The organism is Sphingobium sp., from assembly GCA_023266575.1.
Taxonomy (GTDB): domain Bacteria; phylum Pseudomonadota; class Alphaproteobacteria; order Sphingomonadales; family Sphingomonadaceae; genus Sphingobium.
Map to the genome: position 1 here is coordinate 130,380 of JAHFPV010000011.1, position 18,383 is coordinate 148,762.

Genomic DNA, 18,383 nt, shown 5'->3' on the forward strand with positions numbered 1-18,383 from the left:
ACATGACAGCATCCACCCCCAAAAGACGCGGCCGACCGCCCGCTGATCCCGCCGCGCAGGCGGCCACCGCGCAGGACGCGCGCAACGCTATCTGCCATGCGGCGGTGACACTGTTTCAGGCGGGCGGGGTGGATGCGGTCAATATGCGCGACATCGGCAAGCAACTCGGCACGTCGCAGATGATGGCCTATCGCTATTTCCCCAGCAAGGATCATCTGCTGATGGAATTGCGTATCCGCGCCTTCTCCCGCTTCACCCAGTCGCTTGCCCGCTGGCGACGGCGCGCCCGCCATCCCGGCGAAGCACTTGGTCTGGTCTGCGGCGCCTATCTCGTCTTTGCCTATGCCAATCCGCATGATTATCGGCTGATGTTCGACATGTGGGCCTTTGAAAGCCCCGAAACGATGAAGGCCGAATTTGGGGAAAAGGTCCGCCGCCAGTCAGCCTCCTGGCTGGAAATACAGGCGGCGATCCGCGACTATCTGGATGTCGACGCCGGGGCTGATCTGGGCGAGGCGACCGATATCGTCTGGGGCAGCCTGCACGGCATGTGTTCCCTGCATCTGGCGCGCAAACTGGTATTTGGCCGGTCGCTGCGCCAGCTCGCCCGTCCGACCATCGCCGCGATCGTGGCGGGCGTCCGCATCCACAAAAGCTAACCCTCCATATCGATCCACCATGCACGACCACTGTGTTTACATCGTAATATTGAATTGGAACATCCCATGGAAACAACCCTGAAAGGCAAGACCCTGTTCATCAGCGGCGGATCGCGGGGCATTGGCCTGGCCATCGCCCTGCGCGCCGCGCGCGACGGCGCGCAAATCGCCATCGCAGCTAAGACGACTACGCCCCACCCCTCGCTGCCCGGCACCATCCACAGTGCGGCGGCGGCGATAGAAGCGGCAGGCGGCAAAGCCCTGGCGATCCAGTGCGACATTCGCGAAGAAGATCAGGTTGATGCGGCGATTGCTCGGACTGTAGAAACCTTTGGCGGCCTCGACATTTGCATCAACAATGCCAGCGCCATCCGCCTGACGCCGATCCTCGACACGCCCGTTAAACGATTTGACCTGATGCACGGCGTCAATGCGCGCGGCACTTTTCTGGTCACGCAAAAGGCGCTGCCGCATCTGCTCAAGGCCGAAAATCCCCACATCATCGCCATCGCCCCGCCCTTGCTGATGGAAGAACGGTGGTTCGCGCCGCATGTCGGCTATTCCATGGCCAAATTCGGCATGAGCATGCTGATATTGGGGGTGGCGGGCGAATATCGCGGCCTGATCGGCGTCAATGCGCTCTGGCCGCGCACCGCGATCGACACCGCCGCCATGGCCGAATTTGAAGGGCATATCGCGGACGGCGCGCTGCGATCGCCATCCATCGTCGCGGACGCTGCCCATATGCTGATGACATCGGATGCGCGCACGACGACCGGGCAATTTTTCATCGACGACGAATTGCTGGCCTCGCATGGCGTGACTGACCTGTCGGGCTATGGCCCCGAAGGTGTCGACGACATCGACATGATGCCCGATTTCTTCGTGCCGTCGCTGCGGGAATTGCGGGGACTGGCCAAACTTGGCGATCCCTGTGTTCCAAGCATCTGAAGTGCGGATTAGCCGAACTAACTTTCCAAAACACCGATTGCACCTGGACGCGCTGCTTGTTGGCCGGAAGTTTTTCAAGATCGGTACGCATCCTCGCCACCCTAGCGTCAGAAGGATGCCGATGCCCAGAGTTAAACGAATCAACTTTAAGCGATCAAATATGGCGCAAATTCTGTCTGCTCATCTACCCGCGCGGCAGATATCGCCTGCCCGCTCTGTGGCTAAAAATGGGACAAAGCGGTCGATGCGGCTTGGCAGCACGAACGTCCGGCCCTCCTGGAACCCGACATTCGCCAGCGTATCCACATCTTGGCCGGCCCGCCATCATTTCACCTTGACGATGGCTGTCCAGCGATCGCGCCAGCTCGTCGCGCGGGCGACATCGGTGGCGATGCCCGCCCATTCGCGCAGAGCCAGCTTCACGGGATTGGCTTCGCGTACCTTGCCGACCAGACCATAGCGCTTCTCGACGTCGCTCTCCGGCGCGATCGTGCCGAACAGGCGGTCCCAGAGAATCAGCATGCCGCCATAGTTGCGGTCCAGGAACTCCGGGTTGCTGGCATGGTGTGCCCGATGATGGTGCGGCGTGTTGAATATCCATTCGAGCGGGCCGAGGCGCGGGATCGCCTCGCTATGCAGGAAGAACTGGAAGTTTAGGTTGACCGCCAGCAGCACGGCCACGACGCGCGGGTCGAAGCCCAGTGCGATGACCGGGAGGTAGAACAGCCAGCCCAGCGACAGCGTGTTCGTCCAGCCCAGCCGCAGCGAGGACAGGAAGGTCAGCTGTTCGGCGCTGTGATGCACGCTGTGGGTGGCCCACATCCAGCGGATTTCATGGCTCGCGCGGTGAAACCAGTAATAGGCGAACTCGACCGCGAAGAAGCCGATCGCCCAGCTCTGCCACTCGGTGGCCGGAAAGCGATGCGGGGCATAGGCCCAGACCGTGGTGAAGGCGGCTGCCAGCACTGCGGCGTGCAGCGCGCCCGCGACGAGATTGCCCGCCACCAACCCGGCGGTGGTCAGCGCCGCGCGCCCATCATAACCGCGCCCGGAACGGAGCCGCCAGACCAGTTCGGCCAAGATGGCGATTGCGGCGATGCTGAGGAACAGGGGGGAATGATGCGCCATGGCTATTTCCGCCTTGCGGCTAATGACGCCTGCATCCGATCGCGCGCCGCGTCGAACTCGGCCTTTGTGACCTCGCCATTGCCATTGCCGTCGGCAAGCATGAACATGCGGGGTGGCGAGGATCCCATTTCGGCGCGCGTGACCACGCCATCGCCATTGGCGTCGCTCTGGCCGATCATGCCGGTCAATTTCGCATAAGCGTCGGGCCGCAGTTTCGCGAGCCGTGGAAAATCGGTCGGGCTGACGACGCCGTCGCCATTGCGGTCGAGCTGGCCGAACTGGCTCTGGCGAAAGGCGGAGAATTCCGCACTGGTAACGCGACCGTCGCGATTGGTGTCGGCCTTGTCGAACCATTGCAGGGGTTCGCCGCCGCCAAGGCGGCCCATCTGCGCGGCGACCGGGCTCGCGCCCAGTGCCAGGACGCCGATCTGGCAACAGATGAGGAGAAGGGAGAAGGTCTTCATGACGCTGCTTTCCAAAGAGGGGAGCACGCCGGGCCGTTTGGGGGTCAGGAGGAGCCGACCCGGCGTGCGGTGCGCGGGATCAGTAGGGGCTGGTTTCCCGCGTCACTGTGCCGGTGGAGCCGTCGGGGCGGGTGCGCGTGGTCACGGCGTTGACGCTGCCGTCGTCGTTGCGCACTGCGCTGGTCGAGCGACCCCAGCTGGTGCCGTTGTTGGTGGTGTGGCTGGCGCCGCCTTGATAGCTGCCATTGCCCCAGTTCGCGCTGCGGCTGGAGGAGACGCCGCGACCGCTGTTGGTCTGGATGCCACGATTGACCGAGGTCGAACCCGGCTGGCGGGTCACGGCGCGCGAGCGGTTATAGCCATGGCCGTAGGCGCCTTGCGCGCTGACGCTCCGGCTGCGCGTGCGCGCCTCGGCGGCGGTGGTGGCAATGCTGCCGACCAAGGTCAGGCCAAGGGCGGCCGCGGTCAAAAAGGTCTTCATGGTTTGTCTCCTTGCATGAGTGGGATCATGTCCCGCTGGAGACTGGTTTGCCGGTGCGTGGTAACGGCTGGACGAACCATCGGAATCATAGGGTGACAAAATGTAACAGCGCTTGCGGCCCCTAGGCGCGATGGCATTCTGCGGGGATGGAAGACTCGAACCGTCCGCATGTCGCCATTGTCGAGGATGACGATGAAATTCGCGATCTCGTTTGCAGCCTTCTGATGCGCGAGGGCTTGCATGCCCATCCTTGCCGCACGACATCCGATTTCGACGCGCTCGTGCAACACCAGCCAATCAACATGGCGCTGGTCGACATCATGCTGCCGGGAGAGGACGGCCTGTCGCTATGTCGCCGTGTCCGCGCGGCCGGACAGCTTCCCCTGATGATCCTCTCCGCGCGCAGCGACGATGTGGACCGTATCGTGGGGCTTGAGATCGGCGCCGACGATTACCTGCCCAAGCCCTTCAACCCGCGCGAACTGGTGGCTCGTGTGCGGGCGCTGCTGCGTCGTTCGCAGGCGAGTGAGGCAACGATACAGACGCCGGGCCTGCGGCGCTATGCTTTCGAAGGCTGGCTCTGGGACGTTGATGCTCGCAGCCTGATCGCGCCGGACGGTTCTGCGCTGGACCTGACCGGAGGCGAGCATGACCTGCTGCTGTGTCTGGTCGAGCGCCCGCAGCGCGTACTGTCCCGCGAGCAGCTGCTGGACTGGACACGCGGGCGGGAAGCCGCGCCCTTCGATCGTACCATCGATGTGCAAATGGGGCGGGTTCGCCGCAAGCTTGCCAGGGTGCCCGGCGGGGATGTCCTGATCAAGACCGTGCGCGGCGGCGGCTATGTGTTCGTCGCTGCCGTCCGCAAGGTTTGAGCCGGTGGGCACGACGCTGTCTTTCCGCATTGGCATGGTCATGCTCGCCGGCTTTATCCTGATGCAGCTTCTGCTGTTGATCGTCTGGCATACGCCGGACCGGGTCGGCGCCGACGCGAACTTCGGCCTGCCCGAGCCAGCTTCGCTTGCTCGCATGGTCGATGCGATGGAACGGGCCGGACCTGCAGGGGCAGGCGAACTTGCCGACAGCTATGACGGGTCGCTCTTCACTGTGACGATCGGACGCACGCCACCTCATGATTACCGCGAAGTGCCGCCCACTCTATCTGAACTTGCCACCCGCTATCGCCGGGCTCTTTCCGATCATAATGTCGTCGTGGACGGCGGGCCGGGCAAGTTGGGCGCATGGCTGGGGGATCGGGCGAGGCCGATGCGGTTCTTCGTCCCGATCCGTCTGACCATCTGGATGCGCGACGGGCGCGTGCTGATACTGACGGGGCGGCCATCGAGCGCGCTCAGCGCCTATCTGGCACGGCGCAGTCTGCTGGGCGCCGTTAGCGGTGCGTTTCTCCTGCTGATGCTCTGGATCGCACTGCGCCAGACCACCCGACCGCTGCGCCGCCTGACGCGGGCGACCGAGGCATTGGGAGTCGATCTGCGCGCGCCGGATGCGACCGTGGAGGGCAGCCGCGAAACGCGCGCGCTAGCGCAGGCGTTCAACGACATGAAAGCGCGGATCGTCTCGCTGATGGATGAGCGAACCTTCATCCTCGCTGGTATAGCGCACGATATGCGGACCTATCTTACCCGGTTGCGCCTGCGCGCAGAGTTCATCGCCGATGATAGCCAGCGTGCCCGAACAGAACGTGACCTGGACCAGATGTCCGCGCTCCTCGACGACAACCTCCTGTTCGCTGGCATCGATCGTCATAACGTGACGCCGATGCAACGCATCGATCTGTCTGCGCTGACACGCGCTCTGGTCGAAGCGCGGTTCGAGGTGGATCGCATAGGGGTGTTTGTCCACGAGCCGGCACTAATCGAAGCGGATGCGGCCGGGCTGGAGCGGATATTCGGCAATTTGGTCGACAATGGCTTTCGCCACGCCGATCACATGCGAATAGCCGTTCGGCACGACGCACACACCATCGTCTGGCAGTTTGAGGACAATGGTCCGGGTGTCGCGCCTGCAGACTTGCCCCAACTCGGCTTGGCCTATCGTCGGCTGGATCCGTCCCGCAACCCAAAGGCGGGAGGGGCTGGCCTTGGCCTCGCCATCGTGCAGGCGCTGGCAGACGCCATGAGGGCGCAAGTGGAGTTTGGAACTTCGAATGACGGCGGTCTGCGGATCAACATCGTCTTTCGTAAGAATGTGGCGACATAGTCCAAAACTTGATTGGTCGAGCAGAATCTTTTTGGCAGCTTTAGCGGGAAGCTGCCGCTCAAAATATTGCTCGTGAACTGCCGACTCTGGGTCGACAGGCGCTTCGGGGCCTTCCTGCATATCCGACGCCAAAGCGTTCTCCGGACGGCCACTCTGGCCAACGGAGAAAGATCATGGAGATGCGTGAAACTCAACCCACCACTACCAAACGTCCCGTCTGGAATGCGGGAAGAACCGTCGGCGCGAAACGCGCGCTGAAACCGAAGCAAATCTGGGAGATCCGATTCTACCTCAATCAGCGCCGCCGCTTGCGAGATCGGGCACTATTTGACCTAGCGATCGACAGCAAACTTCGGGGCTGCGATTTGGTGCAGATGAAGATCGGCGACATCGTCAGCGGCGGGCAGATCCGAACGCGCGCGATCGTCATGCAGCAGAAAACAGGCCGACCCGTTCAGTTCGAACTGCTCCCCGACGCTCGAGCTAGCCTGCTGGCCTGGCTCGAGCGGCGGGGCGGCACGATCGATGACTATGTTTTTCCCAGCCGGGTTGACCATAACGCGCATCTTAGCACCCGCCAGTACGCCCGGCTCGTAGATGAATGGGTGACAGGGATCGGCCTGATGCGAAGCGACTATGGCACGCACTCACTTCGGCGAACGAAGGCATCGATCATCTACAGGGCGACCGGCAACCTCCGTGCCGTTCAAATCCTTCTCGGTCATAGCAAGATCGAGAACACAGTGCGCTATCTCGGCATCGACGTGGAAGATGCGCTTGCCCTCGCCGAGAATACTGAAATTTGACCAATCCGCTCCTCGCCTTCGGCGAGGGGCCATCTTCGCGGCAATTTGGGACAATCCCGTCGTTCCCGCTAGAACTTCAGAGCGGCGGGTTCCGCTTCAAACCCGACACTCGGTCTTAAGCTGACTAGCATAGCACAACTGCGGCAAGTGAGCTGTAGCCGGTCGGGGCGAAATCCAGAAATTGCGGGCCACCTTTCATTGCGGCTGTTTCAGCCACGCCCATGATGGCCGCGCAGCAAGTGGAGAGCCAGCGCCGCAATCCAGATCGCCAGGGTGAAGTGAAGCAGATTAGCCTTGCTCGACCAGCCCCCATTCCACAACTGGGCGCTGAAGGCGATCCCACCGATCGCGTTAATCACGCCGTGCATCCATACCGCCGCCAGCGTGCTGCGCCGCGTCAACAACCAGATCTGCGTCATCAACAACGACAGGCCCATAAGCGTTACCGTATATGCGGGCAGGTAAAAGGCGAAACTGTGACCGTCGCGCCAGTCGGGCAGAATCGCCATGATCGGCAGGTGCCAGGCGGACCAGATCACGCCGAGCATCAGCGAAGCTGGTACCTCTCCCAGCCGGTCGAGTAGGCGAGGCAGAAGATAGCCACGCCACCCGCCTTCCTCGCCCAGCGGACCGGCGCCGAGGACGGCAGTCACCACACCGTTGAGCACCACCGCCGGGAACAGCGTGAGATAAGACAGTACTGGCGGTACGCCTTCCTGCGGAACCGGTGCATAGCCGAGTGCCACGGTGAGGCCGAGTACCGCCAGAGGTAGCGGCAGAGCGATTGCTGCGACGCCGAGCCAGCCCATGCGCCAGCGCAGGAAGCCAGTCGCCCATTCGCGCAGCCGCCCTTCGCGAGCGCTCAGAACCGCGCCGGCCAAGCCTGGGCCGAAGGACCCGGCATAGACCGCAATTAGCATAGGCGTAGCGGCGAGCGAAGTTGGACGTCCAGCGGCCCACCACACCCCCAGCCAGACGATCCAGCTCAAGCCGAAGGCAAGCGCGAGGAAGGCAGCGATATTGGACGAGCGCGCAGCGGGATTTGCGCGCAAAGAAGCAGCCCCGGAATCGAGGGTGGTCATATTCATCCTTTCTTGTATTACAAGGTATCGAAGTAAATTTTTACACCGTGCGAACCGTGCGGCGCAGCATCCGCGTGAGAAGCATATAGAGCAGCCCACAGAGCGCCAGTGTCAGAGGCACCGACCATAGGCCGAGCAATTCCTGCCCCCCATCTTGCGACACCATACCGAAAGTGAGCGAGCCGTCTGCCCCACGGATCAGCCCTATGTGGTTGCCAAAAAACGGCTTGAGTACAGTCATGACGGCGAAGATGCCTAGCAGCACATAGCCGAGCGCAAAAACTGCGGCGCGCAGCGCACGGCCCGAGCCGGAGCGGACCGCATGATAAAGTCCGCGCGAAATCAACAGTATGGAACCCTTGGCGGTGCCGCGGTCGATCAGTTCGTCGGCGAGCATCGGGCGCAGGAAGTCCGCCGGCCGGCCGAGCCGGTCTATCGCGCGCTGCAAACGCTCGGCCTCGCCGCCCGGGCCTTCCTCGCTGGCGAAGCTGTCCGTCAAATGCGCACGCAGATCGTCCGACAGCTCCGCCGCGCCAGGCCCGATCAGCCTGACCAGCCGATCAACGTCAGCGAAATAGGCGTTCCAAATGTCGCAAGTCTCGGTATCGGCGAATACAGGGGCGAACGCAGGCATCATTGATTGTTCTCCGGTGTGGCCAGCGCCTCCACCGAGGCGACCAGCTTAGCCCAGCCGATGGTCATTGCGGCAAGCATCTGGCGGCCATGCGGCGTGACCGAGTAATATTTGCGCGGCGCACCGCCATCCCCCTGCGCCAGGCGAGACTGGATCAAATCCTCTTTCGCGAGCCGCAGAAGAAGCGGGTAGATCGTGCCTTCCGATAGCTCGAGCGAGGAGCGATTGGCGATCCCGGAGATCAGTTCGAACCCATATTTCTCTCTCTCGCCCAGTGACAACAGGATGACGAGTTCGAGCACGCCCTTGCGCAACTGGGTTTCCCAGCGCGCCACCGAATCATCCAGCCAAGTCGATGTCTGTGCCATCGATACCTTGTATAACCATGATACTTGCATTGCAAGGGTATCGGTTGTCAGCCGTTCGCGCGTCGTGGTTTAAGACGAGCTTTTCGCACGATTAGCCGACAGCTCGATTCCAATTCCGTTGACAGCGCTCACTTCATGCGCGCTTCCCTCTGCAAGCCTGCCATATTTCAGCGGGCGAGAATTTCTCCCTGTTTGATAGCTAGTCTTGGTGCCCGAAGCACGGCTAGATCATGTGTCGGATCGGCATCGTAAGCGACAAGGCTGGTTTCGGCACCTTCTGCGAATATACCGATGCGCCGCTCGGGAAACATTGCCTGCGGCGTGGTCTTGGTGGCGAGCCGCAGTAATTCGCCAGCACCAAATATCTTTGTCGCGTTCATCGCTTCGATCTCATCGACCACCGATCCGTCGAACAGATCGCTACCAGTCAGCATCGGGACCCCCGCCGCTTTCAGGCGGGCAAGATTGTCACCGATGACAGCCATAAGCGCGGCGCGATCTTCGGGATGAGCCTTGAGGTAGTAGCGCGTCACTGCGATGGTCGGAATCACCACGGTCCCGCGTCGTTTCATATCGGCGATCGTTTCGTTGGACAGTCTGAGGTCGGCTGCGCTTAGCCCGCTTGGGATACGGGTGTTGAGATGTGCGACGATATCGACGCCCGCAGCGACGACGCGGGCGATGTCGTCGGCACTGTCGACGTGCGCCGCGACGCGCGCGCCGATCGCATGCGCTCGTTCGACAACCTCTGGAAGCAAAGCCGCGCTCATTCCACGCTGGCCATAGCTCGACGGGTCTTTGCGCTGCGCTGCTGCATGCGCATCGTCAACGACGATAACTTTGATCAGCTTGGGCTGGCTTTCTGCGATCTTCGGCCATTTCGCCGCAAGGTCCGTGTGGGTGTCAATCGCCCAGAATACCTTGTCGATGAAATCCTCGGGCTGCTCCGGCATACCGGCCTGCTTGGCACCTGCCAGCGCGAGGCCCAGAGGGTGCCCATCCGAACTCGACAGCGTCGCCTCCGCCCACAGGACATCCACGCGTCCCGGGCCACCGAGCAAACCGCGATATCCGGCAATCTCATCGGCGTTCGCGGCCAATTGCGCCGAATAGAAGATGCCGCGTCGCAAATAATCGTCGGCGAAAGTGGCTGCCGACCATGCGTTCTGGAGATTATGATTATGTGCATCGGCCAGAGGCGGAAGCACATAGCGCCCCTTGAGATCTATCCGCACATCAATTTGTGTTGGACGTTTGCGGGTCATCAGCCCGTCAACGCTATACCAAGTGTCCTCGACAAAACCATCGCCATCGAACCAACGCCCGCCCTCAAGCGCAAGAACCGTTTTTGGTGAATCAACGGCTACGCGCGGCGCTCCTGTGATTTCGCTTGAACCGGCAGTCAAGGGCGTGGATGCAAACAACAGGGCAAGGCACGGGACGGCAAAGCGGATCATGATAACTCCTCAAACGGTTCATAACCGCTAGTTCCTCTGTCGTGATCTGCCCGCCATGATGACGTGAGCTGGGGCGCGGACGTCGTGAACCGGTCAGCGTGCGCCTAGTGCCGCATAGAGGTCGCCCCGATAGGACCGGCTGAACCGAACCCGTTTGCCGCCAGTCAGCTCCAGCTCACCATCGCCATTCCGCTTTGTCTCCATTGCAGTGACCAGACTGGCGCGCACTACAACCGAGCGGTGTACACGGACGAACCCGGGGCCGAGCCGTGTGAGCAACGAAGCTATGGGCTGACGTACCAGATGAACTTCACCTCCAGCATGAATGCACTGATAGTGGCCGGCACTTTCCACCGCCGCGATCAGCTCAATCGCGATGAAGCGCGTTGAGACCCCATCGCGGATCTCGATCGGCGCCGCCGACCCGCCATGCCGCGACTGACGCACGCGTCCCAAGGCGCGCGCAAGATCGGGCGCTGTGATGGGCTTGAGTAGATAGTCGAACGCCCCCTGCCGGAATGCTTCAACGGCTGCACCCGGGTCTGCGGTCAGATATACCAGCGCTGGCGCCTGCGCGCGCTCGGCCAATTCGCTCCCGAACTGCGTTCCCTTCCCGTCGGGCAGGCAGACATCCAGGAACACAAGGTCCAACCCCTTCGAAGCAATCTGCTGTCGCGCCTCCGCGAGGCTCACGGCTTCAATAACCGCACCGATATCCGAATGCGCTGTGAGCAAACGCAGCAGTGCGACACGCGCCAGCGCATTGTCCTCGACAACCAACACTGACAGGTCAGGCATCTGGCAACTCGAGCACGACGCTGAACCAACCACCGTCTCGCGCTACCGTCATTCTAAACCGGTCCTGATAAAGGATCGCCAGCCGCTGCCTCACATGATCGAGTCCTGAGTTGAGCCCGTGTGAGGCACGCGCAAACGCAGACGCAGGGTTTCCAATCTCGATCCGCGTGCCGTGGGGTGCGGCCGTGACCCTCAGGTCAACGTGCCGCGTGCCATCCGGTAGTGTATTGCCATGCGTCAGCGCATTTTCCACGAGCGGGATCAGAATACGTGAGGGCAACAACCTTTGCCACAAACCGTCGTCCACCGCGCGCCGGTAGTCGAGGCATCCGTTTAGTTCGCGGTAGAGCAGCAAATGCTCGTCGACCGCGCCCAGTTCGTCAGCCAGCATGCTCATCTCGTTTTCTGCCGTCAGACCACTGCGCAGAACATTGGCCAGCGCCGACAGCGCTGCCTCCGCACGATCGGCGGAGGCATGCGCCATCTGGGCAATCGATCCCAGTGCATTCATCAAAAAATGCGGACTCAGCTCGGCTTGCAGAGCGCGCAGTTCGGCACGTGCGGACCGCGCCTCCTGATGGCGCGCGCGTCTTGCCCAGACAAAAGTTTGGCCGACCGCGATCACCGCAACATAGGTGGGCACTGCGAATAGGGACGTGACGATGATCCGTCGCGCTAGCGCTGCAAGCGGCTGCGGCGGTCCAAACAATGACGACGAAATCAACGCGATGGCAGCTTGGATTGCGGGTACCACCGACGTCAGCAGCGGGATGACAACTACTCCTGTCAGCAACAATGCAATGACTGAGAATGCGTCGCGCCCTTCTCCCAACGGATGCCGTTCACATAGCCGGAACAGCCTCCGGGTCGCCAGAGCCCAAGGCAGGAAGCTGGCGAAGCAAAACGCAGTCGCGACGGCAAATTCACGGAGCGTGGGACTAGCGCCCGCGGCAAGCGCAGCGGCGGGTCCCCATGCTAGCGCAACGCATGACCAAGCAAAGGCAATCCAAATATGCGGAACCCGGTATTCGGCTTTCGTCAGTGATTTCATTCAAGGCCTATACTCGGGACGAAGCTTGAACGGCAATAAGGCACGGTGAGTAAGGTACAGGAACGAATGGTGACGAGAAAATGTTAACCGCGCCGGTTTTCGACTGCGATATTGACCTGCCCCCCATCACTCCCTCGATCATAACGAGAGTCTTGCGGTTAGATACGATGGCCCCTGCGCCTGCACAAGCGCGTCGGGCGTGATACTCTCGTCCTGCTCGAACGCCCGACGCGCTTGGGCAGGCGTCCGATTTCTCAAAGACGAGTGGGGCCAGACATTGTTGTAATCGTAGCGCCAGATGGCCAGCTTCCGGCGGGCATCGGCCGACCTTCTTCGAGCTTTCGCAATTTCCTCGCTACCGCGCTATCCACTTTTGTTCATTGGCTTGTGCGCTATGGTTAGAGGAATGATAGATTTATCTCGCCGACAATTGTTAGGAATCACGATGGCCGCTGCCTTTTGCGATAGCGGAACTGCTTCAGTGCCCATGGTCCGATTTTGCGGTGTCAATTTTATCGAAACCCCCCAGGCATTGCTGGGGTCGGAGCACGCCGCACGAAGTCTGCGTCGCCTTTTGGAAATTGGTGCCAACTGCGTCGCTCTGGTGCCGTTCCTCTGGCAAAGCCGTCCCGATAATTGCGACGTCGTTTGGGGCAGCGCCTTGCCGCCGGAGCGACTGGCGATGGGTATCCGCCAGGCGAAGGCGGCGGGCCTGCACGTCATGCTCAAGCCGCACATCTGGATCCCGGGCCACTGGGCCGGTCAGGTGGCGATGAAAAGCGAAAGCGAATGGCAACGATGGATGACTTTGTACCAAAGCCATATGGTGATGCTCGCACGCATTGCGGCAGAACATGAAATTGATGCTTTGTTCATTGGAACAGAACTCCGCCTGACCAGCCAGCGCAGCGAATGGCGCGACATCATCGCCGCCGTGCGCAATCAATATCACGGTATCGTCAGCTATGTTGCCCACGGGCCGGAAGAAGCGGAGAAGATCGAATTTTGGGATCAACTCGATGCGGTTGCCGCGTCGCTCTATCCTTCGCTTGGCAATGCCCATGACCGCCGTTCGTGGGAAGCCGCGATGACAGACACAGCGACGCGACTGCAGGGCGTGGCACGCAATTCAGGCAAGCCGTGCTGGATCGGCGAGATGGGCATCAGGTCCGCCAAAGGTGCCACCAGTAAGCCTTGGGAAAGTCCAGAAGAGCGACGCGCCATGGCCGATCCTGCGCTTCAGGCTGCCGTCATCGACGCCTGGCTGGACGTTGCGCAACGGATGGGAATTGAAACGGCGCTTGTATGGCGCTGGTTCTCTGATCCCGATGGCGGCGGCGCAACTGATACGGACTTTACTGTACAGAACAAACCGGCCGAAGCCGTCCTGCAAAGGCGATGGGTCAAAACCTGACCCACAGCCCGCCAAAAAAGCCTCGTTCGCGCAGCGCATTTTCGCCAGCGACGGTGCCAAGCCAACCGGCCTGGATCGACACGCCGTTACCGACATCCTTCACTGCGCTCAACTGCACATTGTGATAGCGATAACGATCGAAAATGCCTGCACCGCGTCCATCGCTGATTGTGTTGAAGGATTGCGCCATCAGCAGCAGATCCGACACCGGACGATAGCCCACCGTCACGTCACCATGAAATTCGTTCGGCGGATCTCCGGCACGAAAGCGGTAAGAGGTCTGGACGTCAATGAACGCGCTCTCCAATCCAACAGCAAATCCGTAGGTTCCTCGCAGCCGCGCATCATACTCCATGTTGGTATTGCCGACCTGCGCCAGATTATCCTGCCGCGTGCTGCCCGGTATGCGAACGGTCCCCTGGGCCGCTACCGTCCACCCCTCACCCGCCGCAAGATCATATCGCGCGCCCAGTTCCGTATAGCCCAATCCACGCGTGTCATCGCCATCTTCCACGGACACGTTCCGGAAACTGGGAGTGGCGATCAGCGTGAGGTCGTCGGTCGCGCGATATTCTGCAAGCAGATATAGTTCCACCTTCTGATAGTCGGCAATGTCGATGCTGCGACCATTGCGGTCCCAGCCCTTGTCGCTGTTCGAATAATAGAAGGTCGCAATGACCTGCCCTTGGGATTTGTTCTGTGTTGCAGAGCTTATCCCACCTGTTTGAGCAATAGCGGAATGAGCCGGGGCCAGGATGGCGGCTACAATTGGGCCAAATGTAAAAACATTAGTTTTCATTGACATAAAGCCCCGTTTCACGTTGCATAAAAGCCATTTTATTCAAAAGATTGCCGGTCAGATCCGTCAGCTCGCCGCTTCCCCCCCAACCGGTCAGAACATTTAGCGAGACATGTTCATTCCCCAAAGCGTTGCCATGGGGAATATGGGCTTGGGCGACGACCATCTGCATATTTTCACCCGCGAGACGCATCGCATCATCGTTGGCTGCGCCGGGGTGGACAATCATGAAAACGCCATCGCCATAATAGCATATCAAACTCGCGGCAGGCGTTGGTTCTGGCGCGAGAAGCGACGTCACTTTCCGCAGCAGCCTTTCGCTTTCTTCCACGCCATGGAAAGCCATGAATCGATCGAACTCATTGAGCTTGAGCATCGCCATTGCGGCTGATCGCCCGGCGTCCCAGCAGGCGCGCAGTGTCAATTCAACGACCATTCCCTTGGCCAATTGGGTGACACTATCAATCAAAGCAGCGTCGAGCATGCCACGTTGAAGGGTAATGGAGCGCTGCTCCAACTCGGCTTCGCGCAACAATCGCCTTTCCTGTTCACGACCGAACCGCAACAGGGTGCGGACGCGCGCGAGCAGGTCGATCTGGGACACTGGCTTGGCCACGAAATCGTTGGCACCTGCGACGAATGCTTGGTTCAGCGCCTGCGTTTCTCGTGCTGCGGATAACATGAGAATGGGAACATATCTGGTTGGACCGTGAATCCGAAGGCGCGCGCAGGCTTCGATTCCGTCCACATCCGGCATCATGATGTCCATGATGACAAGATCGAACAGCGCCGATGCGCCATCGGTACCCAGGCCGACAAGCGCAAATGCTTCGCCCGCCGACCGGGCGAAGGTCAGGCGTGAAAAGCCGCCATCTTCCAGAAAAGCTGCGGTGATATCGGCAGAATCCTCTGAGTCATCGACGATCAGAATATGGGCAGGAGACCCGGTGTCGGTCATCTTTTGCCTCCATGGCTAAGTTCATAAATCCGCCAACGCTCCCCGGTGTAAATGCGGGCGTATCCCGGATATCCTTGGTCGTAAATCTGTGGAAAGAGACGTCCGACCCGGTCGCTGCCCTGAGCAGATTGTGGGTCGCGAACAATGATCATATCCGCATCGACTGTTTGCCTTAGCGCGCTCAATTGAAAGGGAAGGCTGTCTGCCGTCCAGATACCTTTGGCGCTCCCGCGCAACGCCACCACAGAGGGGACAGCTTCTGCATCGAAGAGAATTTGATCCCGGTCCTTGATCTTCGTCGCAATGGCGGACAGCTCCGCGTCGCCGTGCGATACGGGAAAACCGAACAAGGAACCACGCCAACGCTGCGTTTCAGAAGCAGGATCGACCGCAGCAATCAGGACACAAGCCGCCAATCCAGCGGTCAGCAACATCAGGATGCCAGGCCGATCCGGCCTTTCATGGGGCCACCGAACGGCGGTCGCGACTGACAGCGTGACACTCAGGCTTGCCACCAGTCCCAGCGGCGGTAGCAAACCGAATGCACTCGCCAGCAACGCACTGCTTACCAGATGGCCTATCAGGCCAAGGATGGCGAGGCGCAGCGCTGGCAGCCGATAGGTTAGGACGAACATCGAAACGGCAATGGGACAGGCCGCGACAATCGCGATGGCAGCCAATGCGCCCGGCAACAAACCGCCGCTCGCTTGCGACAAGCCAGGGGAGATGCTGTTGGTTGTGCCCAGGCCGATGCTTTCCCGACTCAGGCTCAACAGGAAACGGAAGGGTTCGCCCGCGAATATCCAATTCACATAGCAAAAGGCCAGAAGCGCGAACGCCAGAGGGAAGAGAAGCACGAGGAAAACGCTGGCTGGCGACGTTCTGAGCCTGTCTGGCGGAATGGCAAGAGCGATAAATGGCAACGCGCCAAAGACGAGGAACAAGCCGAACGGGTGCGCGAAGCCAACCATCGCCAGACCTAGGGCGACAAGTATCAGGTCGTTGATCCTGTGTCCCCGGCGCAACTGAAACATCCCAAGCACGAACAGCCAATAGCCCAAGTGCAGCAGCATGAAGCTGGGGCCTTCTGCTGCGGCTCTCCAGAAAAGAGGATTAGAGCCCAGCAGAAGCGTCGCCAGCATGGACCGCGTCGTTGCGAACCCGCTGTCGCGCATCGTCTTGTACCAACTGGCGAGCAGGATGGCGGCGAGCGTCCCGCTAATCAGATGCGGTATGTCAAAGCCCAGTCCAGGCGCTATTGCGTCCACCGCAATCGCGGCAGCATAGGACATGGGCGGGAAGGCGGTGACGACCTTCTCCACGGATACGCCGCCTGAATTGGCCAAAATGGTACGGCCCATCAAGTCCAGATTGGACATGGAGATAAAGCCGCGCGTTCCTATCAGGTGGAGCAGCGCATAGCAGCCGATCAGCAGCGCAACCATCGCGCCACCTGACCAGGCCAATGTCGGGGAAGTCCGCCTCATGAGGACGCCTGCTGTTCCTGCACGGCCTGCGCCACCTCAGCCGCGGTATGTTTTGAAAGACCGTGATTGGTCTTTTCCCAATAGAAGGGTCTGGTGACGAGTTGCCAGGCCCCCTTCCACGCGGAAATCGACATCAGTGCCCAATACCAGATCACCGTGAGGCTGAATGGCGTCAGTTCCAGCCAATTGCGTCGGAATGGTGCCAGCATCATCAGGAAGATGAACATTCCGTTCCCCGCGAGCAGGTTGAACAGCGACAGATACAGAAGGACGGGTGGGAAAAGATGGTCGAATGCCGTGGTCTTGGTAATCAGCCAGGCAGCGAAGATGCCCCAGAAAATCGGATTGAGCAGGCCCGACAACATGGTTCCGCCGATGAAGAAAACGAAACCAAGGACGCCAAGTGGTCCGATGGTACGCATCAGGTGGATTGGCCGACGACTGTGGACCAGAAACGTCTGCATATACCCCTTGATCCAACGCGATCGTTGCCGGATCCAGTTCGTCTGGGACACATTGGCTTCCTCGAACGTGGTCGAGGCAACCAGGCGGACGCCATATCCCTTCTGCGTCATACGGATGCCAAGATCGGCATCTTCGGTGACGTTAAACGGATCCCAGGCATGCAATTCGCGCAGGACGTCGATGCGGAAATGGTTCGACGTCCCGCCCAGGGGGATAGGCACGCCCAGCTTTTCCAGCCCCGGCAACATCAGGTCGAACCACAGGGAATAGTCCAGGGTGAACAAGCGCGTCAGCCAGTTTTCATCGCGGTTATAATAGTTCAACCGACACTGCACACAGCCAACCTTGTCCCCCGCCTGCTGGAAGGCAACGACGACTTTCTTCAGCTGGTCCGGCTCCGGTTTATCCTCGGCGTCGAAAATGACCAGATAGTCGCCGCGTGCGAACCGCAGGGCGTAGTTGCAAGCCTTTGGCTTTGTTTGGGGCTGTGACGGGGGCACCTTGATGATTTCAAATATGCCTTCCAGCCCAAGAGCGACTGCTGCATCGATGGTTTCCTGATCGCCTTCCTCCAGCACGATCTTGATATCGAGCTTTGCCGTCGGATAATCGAGCTTGCGCAGGGCGTTGGCGAGAATCGGCAGCACGTCCGGTTCGCGAAACATCGGTACCAGCACCGTGTAGATGGGCAGGTCTTCGTCACGCAACATACGCACTGCCGACGCAATTTCGTCCGCGCGAGTGTGCTGATTCAATCCCCCGGCCCAGATCAACAGCCCTTTGAAAAGGAAGTTGCCGAGATAGAAGATCGACATCAGGAGATTGAGCGCGATCAGGGTTGGGAGGGGCCACTGTATCAACGCCAATGTCACCAGGCTAAAGCTGCCCCATGCAAAGAAAAGCTGACCCGGCGTGAAGACCGTCTGCGCCGACATGACCGGATCGCGTTCCGCCAGATCAAAGACAGCGGCATGCGTGAATCGTTCGGAAAAGAAGCTTTGCACCGCGCTCTGGACGTCCGACTTGGATGTCACGACCAGGTCTGCGTGTTTCGGAAAGTCCCGGACAGCGATTCCGGTAAGTCGCGGACAGTGATTTCAGAAAGTCCCGGACAGGCATTTCGCTAAGTCCCGGACAGTTTGTGCGGTTGGTCATTGGGTGCGC

At 60.4% G+C, this 18,383-nt stretch carries 19 protein-coding genes and 1 pseudogene; 6 read left to right on the plus strand and 14 right to left on the minus strand.

Going from position 1 to position 18,383, the window contains the following annotated elements:
* Positions 1–2 precede the first annotated feature (2 nt).
* The gene (locus Q0D44_RS12370) at positions 3–659 is read left to right on the plus strand and encodes a TetR/AcrR family transcriptional regulator (RefSeq protein ID WP_294136889.1); all 657 of its coding nucleotides are present in this window, start codon (positions 3–5) and stop codon (positions 657–659) included.
* 66 nt (positions 660–725) lie between these two features.
* Complete coding sequence (locus Q0D44_RS12375; RefSeq protein ID WP_294136890.1) at positions 726–1,610, plus strand: NAD(P)-dependent oxidoreductase; 885 nt, start codon at positions 726–728, stop codon at positions 1,608–1,610.
* A 324-nt stretch (positions 1,611–1,934) separates the two neighbouring features.
* Here Q0D44_RS12375 and Q0D44_RS12380 read toward each other — a convergent pair whose 3' ends face one another.
* The 3 genes from Q0D44_RS12380 to Q0D44_RS12390 all read right to left on the minus strand — a co-directional run bounded on the left by Q0D44_RS12380 (position 1,935) and on the right by Q0D44_RS12390 (position 3,683).
* Complete coding sequence (locus Q0D44_RS12380) at positions 1,935–2,738, minus strand: sterol desaturase family protein (RefSeq protein ID WP_294136891.1); 804 nt, start codon at positions 2,736–2,738, stop codon at positions 1,935–1,937.
* A 2-nt stretch (positions 2,739–2,740) separates the two neighbouring features.
* On the minus strand, positions 2,741–3,202 hold the full coding sequence (locus tag Q0D44_RS12385; RefSeq protein WP_294136892.1) for a hypothetical protein: 462 nt from the start codon (positions 3,200–3,202) through the stop codon (positions 2,741–2,743).
* Positions 3,203–3,281: 79 nt separating this feature from the next.
* Positions 3,282–3,683 (minus strand): hypothetical protein, encoded by a 402-nt coding sequence (locus tag Q0D44_RS12390; protein WP_294136893.1) that lies wholly within the window; start codon positions 3,681–3,683, stop codon positions 3,282–3,284.
* Between the two features lie 146 nt (positions 3,684–3,829).
* Between Q0D44_RS12390 and Q0D44_RS12395 the strand changes: the two genes are divergently transcribed.
* From Q0D44_RS12395 to Q0D44_RS12405, 3 genes are all read left to right on the plus strand, one after another.
* Entirely contained in the window at positions 3,830–4,555 is a 726-nt protein-coding gene (locus Q0D44_RS12395; protein WP_294136894.1) for a response regulator transcription factor, read from the plus strand.
* Positions 4,556–4,559: 4 nt separating this feature from the next.
* Positions 4,560–5,900 (plus strand): ATP-binding protein, encoded by a 1,341-nt coding sequence (locus Q0D44_RS12400; RefSeq protein ID WP_294136895.1) that lies wholly within the window; start codon positions 4,560–4,562, stop codon positions 5,898–5,900.
* Between the two features lie 173 nt (positions 5,901–6,073).
* Complete coding sequence (locus Q0D44_RS12405) at positions 6,074–6,706, plus strand: tyrosine-type recombinase/integrase (protein ID WP_294136896.1); 633 nt, start codon at positions 6,074–6,076, stop codon at positions 6,704–6,706.
* A 209-nt stretch (positions 6,707–6,915) separates the two neighbouring features.
* On the opposite strand, the gene Q0D44_RS12410 is transcribed toward Q0D44_RS12405, so the two are convergent.
* The 7 genes and pseudogenes from Q0D44_RS12410 to Q0D44_RS12440 form a co-directional block, all read right to left on the minus strand.
* Positions 6,916–7,794 (minus strand): type II CAAX endopeptidase family protein, encoded by an 879-nt coding sequence (locus Q0D44_RS12410; RefSeq protein WP_294136897.1) that lies wholly within the window; start codon positions 7,792–7,794, stop codon positions 6,916–6,918.
* 34 nt (positions 7,795–7,828) lie between these two features.
* Entirely contained in the window at positions 7,829–8,425 is a 597-nt protein-coding gene (locus Q0D44_RS12415) for a hypothetical protein (protein WP_294136898.1), read from the minus strand.
* On the minus strand, positions 8,422–8,790 hold the full coding sequence (locus Q0D44_RS12420; protein ID WP_294136899.1) for a PadR family transcriptional regulator: 369 nt from the start codon (positions 8,788–8,790) through the stop codon (positions 8,422–8,424). The genes Q0D44_RS12415 and Q0D44_RS12420 overlap by 4 nt, the downstream gene beginning before the upstream one ends.
* A 167-nt stretch (positions 8,791–8,957) precedes the next feature.
* Entirely contained in the window at positions 8,958–10,247 is a 1,290-nt protein-coding gene (locus Q0D44_RS12425) for a hypothetical protein (RefSeq protein WP_294136900.1), read from the minus strand.
* Positions 10,248–10,340: 93 nt separating this feature from the next.
* Positions 10,341–11,045, minus strand: coding sequence for a response regulator transcription factor (locus Q0D44_RS12430; protein WP_294136901.1), 705 nt, complete (start codon positions 11,043–11,045; stop codon positions 10,341–10,343).
* On the minus strand, positions 11,038–12,096 hold the full coding sequence (locus tag Q0D44_RS12435) for a histidine kinase (RefSeq protein WP_294136902.1): 1,059 nt from the start codon (positions 12,094–12,096) through the stop codon (positions 11,038–11,040). Before Q0D44_RS12435 ends, Q0D44_RS12430 begins: the two co-directional genes overlap by 8 nt.
* A 138-nt stretch (positions 12,097–12,234) precedes the next feature.
* A pseudogene (locus Q0D44_RS12440) lies at positions 12,235–12,423 on the minus strand (integrase core domain-containing protein); the annotation flags it as partial.
* Between the two features lie 118 nt (positions 12,424–12,541).
* Between Q0D44_RS12440 and Q0D44_RS12445 the strand changes: the two are divergent.
* On the plus strand, positions 12,542–13,510 hold the full coding sequence (locus Q0D44_RS12445) for a hypothetical protein (protein ID WP_294136903.1): 969 nt from the start codon (positions 12,542–12,544) through the stop codon (positions 13,508–13,510).
* Here the strand turns inward: Q0D44_RS12445 and Q0D44_RS12450 are convergent.
* Genes Q0D44_RS12450 through Q0D44_RS12465 form a run of 4 tightly spaced genes read right to left on the minus strand, consistent with a single transcriptional unit; the run spans position 13,500 to position 18,253 of the window.
* Entirely contained in the window at positions 13,500–14,309 is an 810-nt protein-coding gene (locus Q0D44_RS12450) for a transporter (RefSeq protein WP_294136904.1), read from the minus strand. The genes Q0D44_RS12445 and Q0D44_RS12450 overlap by 11 nt on opposite strands.
* Positions 14,299–15,267, minus strand: coding sequence for a response regulator (locus tag Q0D44_RS12455; protein WP_294136905.1), 969 nt, complete (start codon positions 15,265–15,267; stop codon positions 14,299–14,301). The genes Q0D44_RS12450 and Q0D44_RS12455 overlap by 11 nt, the downstream gene beginning before the upstream one ends.
* Positions 15,264–16,712, minus strand: coding sequence for a hypothetical protein (locus Q0D44_RS12460; RefSeq protein ID WP_294136906.1), 1,449 nt, complete (start codon positions 16,710–16,712; stop codon positions 15,264–15,266). Before Q0D44_RS12460 ends, Q0D44_RS12455 begins: the two co-directional genes overlap by 4 nt.
* 38 nt (positions 16,713–16,750) lie before the next feature.
* On the minus strand, positions 16,751–18,253 hold the full coding sequence (locus Q0D44_RS12465) for a glycosyltransferase (protein ID WP_294136907.1): 1,503 nt from the start codon (positions 18,251–18,253) through the stop codon (positions 16,751–16,753).
* Positions 18,254–18,383: the final 130 nt, after the last annotated feature.